The sequence below is a fragment of the Lacihabitans sp. CCS-44 genome (assembly GCF_024343735.1).
GTDB lineage: Bacteria > Bacteroidota > Bacteroidia > Cytophagales > Spirosomataceae > Leadbetterella.
Genome location: NZ_RJUE01000058.1, coordinates 137,147 through 151,717 on the forward strand (window position 1 = coordinate 137,147; position 14,571 = coordinate 151,717).

Consider the following 14,571-nt stretch of genomic DNA (forward strand, 5'->3'; position numbering starts at 1 on the left):
CTTGATGGACATTGTTCATCAAGATTTTTAATTTATTGTCCTTGATTCAAACCGTTTTAACTTTAAAAGTTTTCCATGAAAATAAATTTAGCTGTAAGTATTAATCTAATAAGCCAAAGACTACTTTTTGTTCTTTTTATTTTACTGTCGCAAGTTGGTTTTGCACAACAAGTTCTGAAAGGAAACGTAACCGACGAAGCAAATGTGCCATTGGTGGGAGCAACGGTTACTATTAAAGGAACTTCGACAGCCGCACTAACCAATAGTAAAGGAGAATATGCAATTGCTTCTGATAATCAGGTATTTCCGCAGATTTTAGAAGTTAGATTTATTGGTTATCTAAGGCAGGAAGTTATTCTGAAATCTCCAAGTTTTATTTCTATAGTGCTGAAAGAAAGCGTAAGTGAGCTAAGCGAAATTGTAATTTCGAGTGGTTATACGCTACAAAACAAAAGTGAGTTTTCTGGGGCTGTGGCCAATATTTCGTCAAAGCAACTGACCAACAGGCCTGCGGTGAGCTTTGACCAGCTTTTGGGAGGCCAAGCACCGGGAATTGATATAATTCAGCCCACAAGTATTCTCAATAGTACGCCTGTTATGCGTGTGAGGGGTATAAATACCATTACTTCGGGTCTATTTCCTTTGGTGGTGGTGGATGGGGTTACTGTTTTTGTAGGATCTATTGGCGGTTTAGTAGGCAACAATCCGCTTTCAGACATTAATCCAAACGATATCCAATCCATAGATGTACTGAAAGACGCTTCGGCTGCAGCTATTTATGGATCTAGAGCTGCTAATGGCGTAATGGTAATTACCACCAAAAAGGGCAGAAAAGGTAAACCAAAAGTCAGTTATGATAGCTGGATAAGCAGAAGTACACCGTACAATTTGCCCAAAATGTTGGGAGCAGAAGATTACATGGTCATCAAAAACGAAGCCTTGGTAAATGCTGGAAAAGTGCCGGGTTATTTTCCAACAAAAAATACTGACGGAAGTACCCTCAGTACCAATTGGTACGATGTGGCGTTTCGTCCGGGCATTTCTCATAACCACAACATAAGTATTTCAGGTGCCAATGAGGCCACTTCTTATTATTTTTCTACAGGCTACTCTAATCAAAACAGCTATATCAAAAACAATACGTTTGATAGAATTGCGACTAGGCTAAATATTGAACACAATATTTCGAAATCCATAAAAATAGGTGCAAACGTTACTTATAGCAATGGTAAAAACGTTGGAACCAACACAGGTGCTATCGCGAGCAACTCTATGTCGTCGTCGGCATACAATTCAGAATACATTACCAATGAGCCACTTGCACGTATGACCTACGTTTTGCCTCCTAACGTGCCCGTCTACAAAGCCGATGGCTCCTACAGTATTCAGAATGGTATTTCGGTAGGATATGGAGCCAATGTGCCGGCCACAATTGGTACTATAAACGCTTATAATTTGGCCATGGTGCAGGCTTTGGATTTAAATTCTTCTGAGAACAATACCTTCATCGGAAATTTGTTTGGAGAAATAAACATCCTTAAAAATCTTAGATTCAGGTCGAGCTACGGAATTAACAATTTGAATGTTGAAAACAAGTCGTTTTTTAATCCAGTTCATGGTGGCGGAGCATCGTCAAACGGAATTGCCCGCAATAACACCACTAAGTTTTACCGCACAGATTGGGTAAATACACTGTTGTTTAGCCCAAAAAATACACAGAATCATAACATTAGTATATTATTGGGCAACGAGATAATCAAAACCACAACAGACGGTTGGGGTGCTCAGCAAACCAATGTTTCTGACCCATCTTACACTACATTTCAGGGAGGATATAGCAACATTGCAGCTTATGGGAATGTTTTTTCTGAAAACGCCCTTCTGTCTTATTTCTCTAATATAAATTATGATTTCAAAAAGAAATATTTGCTGAGTTTTAACTTCAGGAGAGACGGACTTTCGGCACTGGCGGCTGGTAACAAATATGGAAATTTTGGTGGAGGCTCTGTAGGTTGGAACTTGTCAGAAGAAAATTTCATGCAGAATTTCTCTGGAATTATTGATAATCTGAAACTAAGAGCAAGCTATGGAATAGTAGGGAACAGCGAAATTGGAGATTATTCAGCCATAGGAACTTATAATTCAAATACTTACGGAGGATTGCCAACTTTGGCGTTTTCACAAGCCTCCAACCCGGACTTAAAGTGGGAAACGAGCAAAAAGACAGATTTCGGTCTGAACTTCACGATGCTTAATGAGCGGCTTAGTGCTGAGTTTGACTATTACAACAACAAAGTGGACGGCCTGATACTCAAAGCCCCACAGTCGCTTTCGGCTGGAATACCCGGCAATTTTATCAATGCCAACGTGGGAAGTATGTACAACAAAGGCATTGAGTTAGGCATCAATGCCATCATTACAAACTTTGGAGATTTTAAATGGAACATGGGTCTGAACGTTTCAACATTGAAAAACAAAGTGACCTCCCTAATCAGTGATGTGTTTGTGCCTTCGGTGTTTGGTGTCCAAAACATGACACGCGTAGGCTATTCAGTAGGTTCATTGTTTGCAGTTCCATGTAATGGTGTTAATCCTGCAAATGGCCAGATGATATTTGTAAATAGTGAGGGTAAAGAAGTACAATACAATCACGTGGGCTCGCCTAAATGGACTTACGTGGCAGATGGTGCAGCCGCTCCAGCGATAGACAATTATAAAGACGGCGTGATTCAAGGACCTTCGCTTCCAAAGGTATTTGGTGGATTCAACAACGCATTGAGCTACAAAAACTTCGACCTGAATATCAATTTTACATTTGTGGCGGGCAATAAGCTCTACAATGGCACCAGAGCCACCAACAGCGACCAACGATATTTCAACAACGCCGAGTTTATCAAAGAAAGATGGACGACACCTGGGCAAATTACAGATATTCAAAAGCTATATTATGGCGATAATGTGTCTGCTGGTTTCTCGTTTTCGAGTACTTCTAAGGTGGAAAGTGGAGCTTATACAAAACTCAAAAACATTTCTTTGGGATATAATCTGCCCTTAGCCGATACTTTTCTTAAAGATAAAATATCAGCTGCTCACATATATGTGCAAGGCGGCAACGTGTTTACCATTACCAAATACCGCGGTTCTGACCCCGAGGTTTCTATCAACGGAAATTCCATAAATTCTGGAAAAGATCAAAACGTACCGCCTAATGCTCAAGTATTTACAGCTGGGCTTAATGTTTCGTTTTAAGTGAATTTTAAATTATCAAATAAATGAAAAACATAATCAATAATATATTTAGTCTATTTTTTATTGTTGCGGTTTTGTCAATGATGGGCTGCGATGACAAAATATTAGATACTGTTCCAAAAACCACGGTTTCTGAAAACGACGCGTATAGTACCCCAGGAAAAATACTTGCCCAAGTAAACAATCTTTATGGCCAGCTGCAAAGTGCTACGTTTTATGGTGGGAGATTTATAGTTTTTAACGAACAAAGGGCTGATGAGTTTGGTCAAAACGATGGAAATGCAGCTACGGGGTCAGCCATTTGGAACCAAAATGTGGCCTCCACAAGCGAGTATATAAACAATGTGTGGGCAGCTGGGTATGCCGCCATAAACGCTTCAAACGTATTAATGGCCAAGCTAAATGGTGGAAAAGTCGTATCAGATTCATTGGCCAAATTATATACTGCTGAAGCAAAATTTGTAAGGGCTTTGAGTTATTTTAGTTTGGTACAAACCTATGCCAAGCCTTACAATCTTGACAAAACAGCTCCTGGTTTACCGTTAAGAGTGCAGCCAATTACCTCGGCTGGTAGCAATGACTTGGCCAGAAGTAGTGTTGAAGCTGTTTATAATCTAATCTTGTCGGACTTAGATGCCGCTGAAGTCGGACTACCCATTGGGTATTCTTCTGCGGCTTTAAATGCTTCTAGAGCAAAGAAAAGCACCGCTATTGCACTCAAAACCAGGGTTTATTTGCACCAAGGAAATTTTGCAAAAGTGAAGACTGAATCAGAAAAAATTGTTTCAAGTTCGGCTCCATATCAATATTCAGCCGGAACTACTAATCACAAACTTGAAAGCAATTTTGCAACTATTTTTAGTGGAAGCTATGTAGGTTCAGAGGCTATTTTTTCTATTCCGTTTGCCAACACCACCAACGAAACACCCCCAACTCAGAGTGCTTTGGCGTTTAATTATCTGGCTCAGCCTATTATTTTTTTGGCGGCAGCTGGTGTGGCCAGTCACGATGCACTCAACAGCCCTGACGATTCGAGGGCATCATTGATAGGAACAAACACCGCAAAACAAAAGGTTTTGAGGAAATTTGCTATCACCACTGCACCGTTTAGAGACTATGTGCCGGTAATTAGATATTCTGAAGTGCTTTTAAATTACGCCGAAGCGGCTGCTAATTTGGGTGACATTCAAACCGCACAAAATTTGCTGAAAGCAGTTAGGAACCGTGCAAATAGTAAATTTATATTTTCGGCTACAGATATTGACACCAAAGACGCTCTTCTAAAAACCATAGCAACCGAACGCCGCATTGAATTTGTTGGAGAAGGACTGCGTTTGGGTGATTTGCAGCGAAAGTCTATGACTATTCCAGCGAAAATTGGGTCTATTGGTACCGCTCCTCTTGTATTGCCCACTGCCAGTAACTATATTTGGCCTATTCCAAGCGGTGAACTTTCAGCCAATAAACTTATTGTAACTAATCCTTAAAATGAAGAAAATCAGTATTTTGGTATTTTTTTGTTTGGTTTATTTTTCTTGTAAAGAAAAACAAACAGTATTTAATATTGAAACAAAGGAAATGTCTGATGCGGAATACCCCGACAACCCGAATTTGGAATCTCGGCATGCAGAAGCCAAACAAAAATATTTCAAAAGTATAATTCTCACTGAAAGAAAAGCCGAGTTATTTGATCTCGACCTCTACTCACATGAAGAAGGACTTTGTAAAATAGCCCTAAAAAACTTGCCCTTGTTAGAAATGATGCCCACAGCACCAGATTTTATCAAAAAAGATGACTATTTGACCTATATCGGTGTCATTAATCAAGAATGGAATCGGCAGCAAGTACAGTTTAAAAAGGGGCAGTTTGAGGTCTCGGGTAAAACAAATATCAAAGTAACCAGAGTAGATTTGGCAAGGAATTGTTTGAACGCTTACCTATGGGAAGTGCTCGTTTATGCCGAAGATGCTGACGGCCAAGAAAAACTGTTTTGGCAATGCTGGTTTGATTTTCCGAAAGATTTGTACAAAGACCTTTTCGAAAAACGCAACAAATTGAGCTATGAAACTTTCAGAGAAGGGTTAGAAAACTGGATAGACCCCGAATCAAAGAAGGTCGATTTGTCGATTTTACGAAAAATAAAGACTGAAAGTGAAGTGGCGTTTGAAGCAGTCAACAATGAAATGTATCCAGTAATCGGTGAGCGTGAACGCAAGAGAAAGAACATTGTTTTTCCTCAAAATATTACAAAAATTGATGATTTATTGAGTGACTCTACATTATTTTCGACTTTTTCTATTCCGGGATATTACAACACCAAGGATCCCCGAAAAACCGAACTCAGCCGTTTAGGAATATTGGAGAAAGTTAAAAAACGAGAAATCGTAAATGCTTTAGGGGTAAAATCTATTGAGTTAGAATTGGCATTTGAAAGTAATAAAGACCATTCTACGCAGACAAAACTTGTGATTGGAGGTATAGATGTAAGTTTAATACCAACTCTTAGTTTAAAAGATTTAAATAAGGGCTTTCAAACCTCGATGGGTATCGCTAATCATTCTTTTTACGAAACCATTGATTACCAACAAAAACACTTAACCAAAGACAATGCTTTTTATGCTTTTCTTTTAGACAAAGACCACAAATGGATAGATAGTCATAAAATTGGTATTGATGGACCTTTGTTATATTTTGATGCTGATGATAACACCAAGCTTCATCTTTGGATTTTATCATTTGAACGTCATGCTTTTGTGGGGCATTATGTTTTGGAAGTTAATTAAAAATTTGGCCTCATTTTTGAATATTGTTAAATTGTATTTTAATTATTATTGATGAAAATGAAACTTTACTTGTTGGGTGTTTTGACTATAGCCTTGGTAACTAGCTGCAAAGACACTGAGAAAGACCCTGATCCAGTTCCTGTTGAACTCGAAATTTCGAATATAGTTGCTGATAAATGGGTGGAAATGACGCTAAGGCACCTAAAGGTACAGCAGCTCAAAACCCCAACCTACGTTTCAAGGTCGCTGGGCTATATCGGCCTTACTATGTATGAGAGCATCGTCAATGGCAGTATAGTTTACCAATCGGTAGCACCGCAGCTCAACGGCTTAGGAGTGCTTCCAAAGCTCGAAACCGGCAAACAATATGATTGGGAAACTTCGTTAAATGCAGGTCAGGCTTATATGATTAAACAAATGTGGCAGCATGCACAACTAATAGATAATAACAGAATTGATTCTTTAGAAAATGCGATTTTTGCAGAAAGAAATTTAATTGTTAAAGATACCGCAATTGTTAATAGGTCGAAAAGATACGGTTTGAGTGTCGCAAAAGCCATTTACGAATGGTCAAAAACAGACGGAGGACACTTGGGCTATTTAACCAATTTCGACTCAAAGTATGTTTTTCCGAGAACTTCGATGAATTGGTCTCCACCAGCAAATGGACAATCCTCAGTTCTTATGCCTCTGCATCCGCATTGGGGGAAAAACAGAACTTTTACCTCAACAAACTCTCAGCTTTCGATTCCACAGATAATTCCCTATTCAGATGATGTGAATTCGGCCTTTTTTAAGGAATTTAAAGAAGTTTATGATATTCAGTTGTCATTAACACAAACCCAAAAGGAAATTGCCAATTGGTGGGGAGATGATCCCTCGGAGACTTATGCTCCTCCCGGGCATTCTTATAGTTTAGCTTTACAAATATTGAGAGTCAAAAAGCCAAATCTCTTTGCTGCTGCTGAATCTTTTGCAAAAGTGGGGATGTCTGTGGCCGATGCGTTTATCAACTGTTGGAAATGTAAATATACTTATCACTCCGTTCGTCCAGCGGCTTACATTAGAAAAAACATTAAAGGTTCTTTTGAACAATTTTGGCCTGAACCACCTTTCCCAGCGTTTGCTTCGGGGCATTCAACGCAAGCCTCATCAGCTGCGGAGGCTCTAATTAGTGTTTATGGCGACAATGTAGCATTTGATGACATGACACACGTAGGAAGACCGAAAGATATATTTAGAAACGTAGAGTATAAAAAAAGAAGTTATACTTCTATTTCTCAAACGGCCATAGAGTGCGGTATATCAAGGCTTTATGGGGGCATTCATACTCGGCAAGACAATGAAGTTGGAATGGCCGAGGGTAAGAAGATTGGAGCAAACATCAACGCACTTTCTTGGAAAAAATAGCAATATTAAGTATAGTAAATATCGTCACATCCAAAAAATGGCCTCTTTTGAGGTCATTTTTTTTGTTTAGGGACTACTAACTAATTTCAGAAAAAACCGTACATTTGGTATTCAACCATTCTTTTAAAAATGAAAATAATTATCTGCTTTTTCTTGAGTATTTCTGTGGTTTTTGCACAAAAAAAATCGGACTGGCAAAGTCTCTTTAATGGTAAAAATCTGGACGGCTGGGATATTAAGATTTCGGGTCATGACGTAAATGTCAACCATAAAAATACTTTTTTGGTCGAAGATAAAATGCTCAGAATAAACTATAAAGAATACACAACTTTCGGAGATAACTATGGTCATTTATACTACAAAACCCCTTATTCGCATTATATTTTAGATTATACCTACAGGTTTACAGGCACTCAAACGCCCGGCGGAGCAACTTGGAATGTAAGAAACAGCGGTGTGATGTTTCACTCTCAGTCGGCTCAAAGTTTGAGTTATGACCAAGATTTTCCGGTGTCGCTCGAAATGCAGCTACTCGGCGGGCTGGGTAGTGGGGCAAGGCATACGGCCAATCTGTGCACACCAGGTACACACGTGTACATGAACAATAAACTTAGAATGGAACACTGTATAGATTCTGACTCGAAAACTTACGATGGAGACAAATGGATAAAGGCTCGATTGATAGTTTTGGGCGATTCTATGGTACATCAGATTATAGAAGGCGATACCGTTTTGAGTTACCAAAATACCAAAGTGGGAGAGGGAGCCACCAAGAATTTCAATTGGAAACAATGGGGTTTTAGCGAAGAAGCCGCGGCTTTTTGGGAAAAGCGAAACGGAGAACCGCTAAAGGAAGGTTATATAGCTCTCCAAGCCGAAAGTCATCCGATTGATTTTAAGGATATTAAATTGTTGAACCTCAAGGGCTGTATGGACAAAAAAGCCAAGAATTACAAAAGCTATTACTTAGAAATGGATCGGAGTGCTTGTAAGTATTAAAGCATCTTAAATTTAGTTTAGGTCGCTGTATCATTTATTTTCTATCCTGTCGCCTAAATTCCATTGGCGAAAATCCGGTATGTTTTCTAAATAATTTTGCGAAGTAATTGGGATATTCGAATTTGAGCAGATAAGCGATTTCAGAAACAGAGTATGAAGTATGCAAAAGGTATTTTTGAGCTTCGTTGACTAGATTCTGATGTACAAGCTCTATTGCAGATTTGCCGGCTATGGCTTTGCATATTCGGTTGAGATGAACGGGAGTAATATTCATTTCGTCGGCAAATGCTGGAATACTTTTGTCGTAGTCCGAGTTTTTAATGCTTGATTGAAATTTTCGGAAATAATTCATCATAAGCGAATCACTTCTTTGAGCCTCAACATGCCGAGTGAGCCGATGAAGGCAAATAAAAAACTGCGTCAGAATAACTCTTAGCATGAGTCCTCTCTCCGGATGGTCTCCAAAAAGCTCATCTTCAATGTTTTTTAACTGTCTAAGTATGTTTTCGAATGAAAAATCATCTTCAAAATCTTTCAAAATCCTTATATCTTCAAACGTTTTCCAGATGGACTGGGATGTTTTAAAAATTTCTTCTATTATGCTTTCTGAGAGTGTCAGGATTTGTCCTTCTACATCGGGTGTATATACCAAACCATGCAGTTTTGTGGGCGGTATCAACAAGATGCAGGGAGCATTAATTTGCTGTTCTTTGAGTGCTTCTTGAAACAAAACTGATCCTTTTGTAAGAACAAATATCTGAAAAAGATGTAAGTGGATGTGCGGTTTGATGGTCCAATTAAATATCTGACTTCTAGTTGAAATGAGCTCTAGGAAAATATATTCAGCCGAGTATCGCCCATAGTCATCACCATAAAGCCCATCGAAGTTTAATACTGTCTTTTTGTTCATTTCTTTTAGAGGTTTTTCTATCATGAATATGTTTTCATTCTAATTTAGATTAGTGTAGTATGACAATTTACGATTTTCTTTCAATGTTCGATTTTTATCCATAAAAGTAAAAATAGTTTCCTACTGTTCTGAATAAAAATAAAGAAATTTGTAATCTGGATATTAAACCAAATTGATTGAACATGAAAGTATCGCTGTGGTGCAGTTTCTGCGTCTTGCTCACCTTTGGATTAGCTCGGGCTCAAAATTCTCTGTCTTTTGATGCCTCAAAATACGAAATTCAAACCCAGGAATTTAATGGTAAAACTATCAAAGTGAGGGCTTATGAAAAGATCTTGTATGTGGCTAATCCAGTAGATTTGAATCACCATATACTGAATATGTATATTCCCGAAGAATATTTCAACAACCAGCAAATCAACGGTTTTTCTGCCGAAACGGCCCCAATATTTTTTCCAAATCGTGTGGGTGGATATATGCCTGCACAGCCGGCTACCTTTTTAGTTCCAGAACAAAAGGGACCTTTTCCTTATAACAATAAGACCGTTCTGACTGCTCTCTCGAAAGGATATATTGTGGCTTCGGCTGGTGCACGAGGTAGAACCAATAGAAACGAAAGGGGGGAGTTGATAGGAAAAGCACCTGCAGGAATTGTTGATTTGAAAGCGGCGGTGCGATACCTAAAATTCAATGATAAACTGATGGCTGGCGATGCCAATAAAATAATTTCGAATGGCACAAGTGCAGGTGGAGCAATGTCAACTTTGCTAGGAGCAACGGGGAATCATGCCGATTATGAGCCATTTCTGAAAGAACTGGGTGCTGCCAATGCCACCGATGATATTTTTGCGGTGTCGGCCTATTGTCCGATTATCAATCTTGAAAATGCCGATATGGCCTATGAATGGCAGCTTAATAAGATTCATGGCTATAATTTTAGAGGTAAAAAGGGCGATTTGGATGCTGAATCAATTAAAGTTTCTGATGATTTGAAGGCCGCTTATCTACAATATTTGAATAGTCTAAATCTAAAGGATGAAGCTGGCAAAAAACTAACCTTGGATGCCGAAGGAAATGGGAATTTCAAAGAATTGGTGAAATCTTATCTCGTAGCGTCGGCACAAGTGGCATTAAATTCCGGAACAGATCTATCTGCACATACTTTTTTGAAAATTGAAGCTAATAAAGTTGTTTCAGTAGATTTTGATGGCTACATGATTTATTTGGAACGTATGAAAACTCCTCCTGCTTTTGATGCTTTGGATAATAAATCTTTTGAAAACAACCTTTTTGGTACTAAAAGTATCGAAAATCGTCATTTTACAGAATACGCCAAAGTACATTCAAAAGACCCGAACGCAACAATGGCAGATGCACAGCAGATAAAAATGATGAATCCGATGAGCTATATTGGCGATAAATCTGCAAAAACTGCTGAAAACTGGAGAGTTCGACATGGTGCAAAAGACCGAGATACGGGCTTTGCCGTACCAATAATTTTAGCTATAACTTTGCAAAACAAGGGCTTTATAATAGATTTCGCACTTCCGTGGGACAAACCTCACAGTGGTGATTATGACTTGGAAGAATTGTTTAATTGGATGGACATCATTACCAAATAGCAAATCTTAATTATATTTTATTAACAAAAAACGAATAATATGAGCAATATCCCTTTTCAATTAATTAATTGGAATGAAATAATTAAAGTAGAATATCCGTCAGAAAAAGGCAAATCTATTTGGCAAACTATTCAATTTGAGGGACTCAGAATAAGAATTGTGGAGTATAGTCCTGATTTCTTGGCAGACCATTGGTGTGCAAAAGGACATATTGTTCATTGTTTAGAAGGGTCATTCATTACAGAGTTGGCTGGGGATGACCCTGTTGTATTAAATCAAGGAATGTCTTTTGTTGTTTCTGATAATTTGAGTTCGCATCTTTCAATATCTGAAAATGGTGCAAAACTTTTGATAATAGATGGGGATTTCTTGAAAAATTAAATATTATATCGAAGACATGCCTTGTCTCTTCAAAAAAACTAATCACTATTATGATCACCTGGGAACTCGCACACTTGGCTCATGTCGAGCTACTTACACCAAAATTAGACGAAAGTATTCGTTTTTTTACAGATATTTTGGGAATGTATGTTACCGAAACCGATGGCGATTCGGCATATCTTCGTGCTTATGACGATTACGAGCACCATTCCCTAAAACTGACCGCCAATAAACACAGTGGTATCGGGCATTTTGCGTGGAGAGCCAGAAGCCGAGAATCCCTAGAAGCAAGAGTGAAAGCCATCCAAGCTACTGGCTTGGGTATCGGCTGGACAGACCACGAATGTGGCTATGGAAAAGCCTATCGTTTTCGTTATCCCGATGGACATATCTGTGAAATTTATTTTGATACCCATAAGTACAAGGCCGAAGGCGATATGCAATCTGCCTTGAAAAATACCAATAGCAAATACCCTGCTCGTGGGGCAAATGTGCGTAGAATAGATCATTTAAACCTCTTGGCAAAAGATATTCGGGCATTTTCCGACTTTCAGTTTAATGTTTTGGGTGGCAGAAACACGGAAAGAATTGAATTTGAAGACGGTCCAAAAGGTGTTTGGGTTTCGGTCAATAATAAAACCTACGACTTGGCTATAACAGAAGATCATAGTGGGTTAAATGGCAGACTTCATCACCTGACTTACGTTACAAATAGTCGAGAGGAAGTACTTATTGCAGCTGATATTGCCTTAGAGAATGGTGTTTTTATTGAAACGGGACCACATAAGCATGCTATTCAGCAAACGTTTTTTTTGTACTTGTATGAGCCTGGCGGAAATAGAATAGAAATAGCGAATCCGACTTCACGACTCATTCTCGATCCTGATTATGAAACTGTTGTGTGGAATAGAGAAGAACGCATGAAAGGCCAAGCATGGGGACTAAAAACAGTAGAAAGTTTTCACACAAGAGGAAATCCAATGCCAGAGGAGTTGATTTGATTTTGGATTTATGAATGAGATTTTAGATTAAAAATCTGTCTAAATCAGCGTTACGAAGTATCTGTGTTATCTGCGGCCTATTTTTAGAACGCTGATGAAGCTGATTTTCAACCTCAGATTTGCACATATAAAACATAAAAAAATGAATGAAATAAACAGACGGAAATTCATAGCATCACTCATTGGTGCAGGGGTTTTGGTGAATTCAAAATTAAGTTTCGGAATAAATTCCTCAATTTCAAGTCTTAGTTATTGGGAAGGAAATTCCCCCTTTGGGGGAGAGGGCGACCGACGCTTCGGGGCTTCAAAAATAGCTCAAATCGTAGCCAAAACAATGGCCATAGATACACACAACCATGTTGATGTAAGAATCTATCCTGACCAACCATTGCCAAAATATGATTTGTTAGCAGATTTTCAAAAGTCGGGTTTGGCTGCTATCGTCATGACTTTTGCCGTTGATTATCAAAAACTCCAAAATGAAGGTGATGGATATAATCGTTTTATGGCTGGAATGGATGCGGCAGATAATTTGCTTGCATCATACAATTTGAAGCGTTCGGTGAATTTATCTGACCTAAAATCTGCTTTTAAAAAGAAGAAGCCTGCAATTATTCAGTCGGTTGAAGGAGGGCATTTTCTTGAAGGTAAAATTGAAAGATTAAAACCCGCTTATGATAGAGGTTTAAGAGTTTTAGGTTTGTTGCACGACAATGATGCCGCAGTTCCGTTGGGCGATATTTACACCAAAGAGCCATTTTTTGGTGGTTTAAGTCCATTCGGAACGGAAGTTTTGAAGGAATGTAACAAACTCGGCATTTTGGTTGACCTCACCCATTGCTCCAACAAAGCGATTGATGATGCTCTAAAAATTAGTACAAAACCTGTGGTCATAACCCACACAAGTTTAGATACACAATTGGGCAAAAACGAAAAAATGGCTCAAATGATGAAACCAAGACTTATCAGCAAAGAACAAGCTAAAATTGTAGCAAATGCAGGCGGAGTAATTGGCGTTTGGCGACATTTGACCGAAACACCCGCAGATTATGCTCAAAATATCAGAGCAATGGTAGATGTAATCGGAGTTGATAATGTGTGCATCGGTACGGATACAAAAATAACCCGTGCCACCAAACCAAACGATACAAGTTCTCCAAGACTCGGAGAATTAACCAACGGCATTTGGCAAAATCAGCAATCAGGATTTTTCTACGAAGTGGTTGATGCGATGCTTAAAACTGGTTTTTCAGAAAAAGAAATAATAAAAATTGGTAGCAAAAATTTCTTGAAAGTTTTTGATGCTTCAACAAAATAAAAAATCCGTTAAAATCAGCGATGGAACATCTGCGTTATCAGCGTGCCATTCATTGAACTCAGATTTTCACAGATAAATAGTTACAAGGCATGAATAAATTATTAGTAATCTCTGCTCACTCAGCCGATTTTGTATGGCGAAGTGGAGGCGTTATAGCAAAAAGTGTAGAACAAGGGGCTGAAACACTCGTTGTCTGTCTTTCTTTTGGAGAGCGTGGCGAATCAGGTGAACTTTGGAAAGAAGATCCAAATCGCACAGAAGAAAGTGTGAAAATCATCAGAAAAGCACAAGCCCAACAAGCAGCAAATATTTTCGGAACAACTATTCAGTTTTTAGATTGGGGCGATTACCCAATGCTCATTTCTGACGAAAGAATAGCACAATTAACCAAAATCATTGGCGATTTTGAGCCGACAGTTATTCTGACACACACCGCCAAAGACCCTTTTAATCCCGACCATCCGTTGGCATATCAAGCCACCGAAAGAGCAAGATTGTTGAGTTGTGGGGCTGGCGTAGCAAGTGCTTTCAAAAATATTGACCCACCAATGTGGTATTCATTTGAACCACACCAACCCGAACTTTGCGATTTCAAACCCGACACTTTCGTAGATATTTCAACTGTTTTCAACAAGAAAATAGCAGCCATGAACTGCATGGGAGCTCAAAAATATTTGGTGGAATATTATACCGAACTCGGCGGAAGAAGAGCCAATCACGCCCGCCGCATTTCAGGAAATAAAGATGTAAAATTTGCAGAAGTATTTCAAAGTCATTTGCCAAAGGTGGTTGGTTCAATATTTTGATATTTATTGGTCGAAAAAGTATAGTTTTTGATTTTGAATGAACTAATTCAATGGATTGGGTGGTATAAAGGTTTAAAAAAAAACTGTACTT

11 protein-coding genes are annotated in these 14,571 nt (G+C 38.7%); 10 read left to right on the forward strand and 1 reads right to left on the reverse strand.

Annotation, left to right across the window (positions count from 1 at the left end; translation table 11 throughout):
* The first annotated feature begins 75 nt into the window (after positions 1–75).
* From EGI26_RS13105 to EGI26_RS13125, 5 genes are all read left to right on the forward strand, one after another.
* Entirely contained in the window at positions 76–3,249 is a 3,174-nt protein-coding gene (locus EGI26_RS13105) for a SusC/RagA family TonB-linked outer membrane protein (RefSeq protein WP_255078936.1), read from the forward strand.
* Between the two features lie 23 nt (positions 3,250–3,272).
* Positions 3,273–4,736 (forward strand): RagB/SusD family nutrient uptake outer membrane protein, encoded by a 1,464-nt coding sequence (locus tag EGI26_RS13110; protein ID WP_255078937.1) that lies wholly within the window; start codon positions 3,273–3,275, stop codon positions 4,734–4,736.
* Between the two features lies 1 nt (position 4,737).
* A complete protein-coding gene (locus EGI26_RS13115; protein WP_255078938.1) occupies positions 4,738–6,033 on the forward strand; it encodes a hypothetical protein in 1,296 nt (431 codons plus the stop codon).
* Between the two features lie 51 nt (positions 6,034–6,084).
* Entirely contained in the window at positions 6,085–7,443 is a 1,359-nt protein-coding gene (locus EGI26_RS13120; protein ID WP_255078940.1) for a vanadium-dependent haloperoxidase, read from the forward strand.
* Between the two features lie 129 nt (positions 7,444–7,572).
* Positions 7,573–8,442 (forward strand): DUF1080 domain-containing protein, encoded by an 870-nt coding sequence (locus tag EGI26_RS13125; protein ID WP_255078941.1) that lies wholly within the window; start codon positions 7,573–7,575, stop codon positions 8,440–8,442.
* A gap of 34 nt (positions 8,443–8,476) precedes the next feature.
* On the opposite strand, the gene EGI26_RS13130 is transcribed toward EGI26_RS13125, so the two are convergent.
* On the reverse strand, positions 8,477–9,352 hold the full coding sequence (locus EGI26_RS13130) for a helix-turn-helix domain-containing protein (RefSeq protein ID WP_255078942.1): 876 nt from the start codon (positions 9,350–9,352) through the stop codon (positions 8,477–8,479).
* Positions 9,353–9,534: 182 nt separating this feature from the next.
* Here EGI26_RS13130 and EGI26_RS13135 point away from each other — a divergent pair, with 182 nt between their 5' ends.
* The 5 genes from EGI26_RS13135 (at position 9,535) to EGI26_RS13155 (ending at position 14,480) form a co-directional block, all read left to right on the forward strand.
* Positions 9,535–10,974: a subtype B tannase gene (locus EGI26_RS13135; RefSeq protein WP_255078943.1), complete on the forward strand. Its 1,440-nt coding sequence runs from the start codon at positions 9,535–9,537 to the stop codon at positions 10,972–10,974.
* A 39-nt stretch (positions 10,975–11,013) separates the two neighbouring features.
* Positions 11,014–11,355 carry a DHCW motif cupin fold protein gene (locus tag EGI26_RS13140; protein ID WP_255078945.1) on the forward strand — a complete coding sequence of 114 codons (342 nt, stop codon included), beginning with the start codon at positions 11,014–11,016 and terminating at the stop codon, positions 11,353–11,355.
* A gap of 50 nt (positions 11,356–11,405) precedes the next feature.
* Positions 11,406–12,356 (forward strand): VOC family protein, encoded by a 951-nt coding sequence (locus EGI26_RS13145; protein ID WP_255078946.1) that lies wholly within the window; start codon positions 11,406–11,408, stop codon positions 12,354–12,356.
* 142 nt (positions 12,357–12,498) lie between these two features.
* The gene (locus EGI26_RS13150) at positions 12,499–13,674 is read left to right on the forward strand and encodes a dipeptidase (RefSeq protein WP_255078948.1); all 1,176 of its coding nucleotides are present in this window, start codon (positions 12,499–12,501) and stop codon (positions 13,672–13,674) included.
* Positions 13,675–13,763: 89 nt separating this feature from the next.
* A complete protein-coding gene (locus EGI26_RS13155) occupies positions 13,764–14,480 on the forward strand; it encodes a PIG-L deacetylase family protein (RefSeq protein WP_255078949.1) in 717 nt (238 codons plus the stop codon).
* The last annotated feature ends 91 nt before the right edge of the window (positions 14,481–14,571 follow it).

Coding starts and splice junctions, on each gene's coding strand:
- EGI26_RS13120 (WP_255078940.1), top strand. CDS start 6,085: ATGAAAATGAAACTTTACTTGTTGGGTGTTTTGACTATAGCCTTGGTA.
- EGI26_RS13105 (WP_255078936.1), top strand. CDS start 76: ATGAAAATAAATTTAGCTGTAAGTATTAATCTAATAAGCCAAAGACTA.
- EGI26_RS13115 (WP_255078938.1), top strand. CDS start 4,738: ATGAAGAAAATCAGTATTTTGGTATTTTTTTGTTTGGTTTATTTTTCT.
- EGI26_RS13140 (WP_255078945.1), top strand. CDS start 11,014: ATGAGCAATATCCCTTTTCAATTAATTAATTGGAATGAAATAATTAAA.
- EGI26_RS13145 (WP_255078946.1), top strand. CDS start 11,406: ATGATCACCTGGGAACTCGCACACTTGGCTCATGTCGAGCTACTTACA.
- EGI26_RS13130 (WP_255078942.1), bottom strand. CDS start 9,352: ATGAACAAAAAGACAGTATTAAACTTCGATGGGCTTTATGGTGATGAC.
- EGI26_RS13135 (WP_255078943.1), top strand. CDS start 9,535: ATGAAAGTATCGCTGTGGTGCAGTTTCTGCGTCTTGCTCACCTTTGGA.
- EGI26_RS13110 (WP_255078937.1), top strand. CDS start 3,273: ATGAAAAACATAATCAATAATATATTTAGTCTATTTTTTATTGTTGCG.
- EGI26_RS13150 (WP_255078948.1), top strand. CDS start 12,499: ATGAATGAAATAAACAGACGGAAATTCATAGCATCACTCATTGGTGCA.
- EGI26_RS13155 (WP_255078949.1), top strand. CDS start 13,764: ATGAATAAATTATTAGTAATCTCTGCTCACTCAGCCGATTTTGTATGG.
- EGI26_RS13125 (WP_255078941.1), top strand. CDS start 7,573: ATGAAAATAATTATCTGCTTTTTCTTGAGTATTTCTGTGGTTTTTGCA.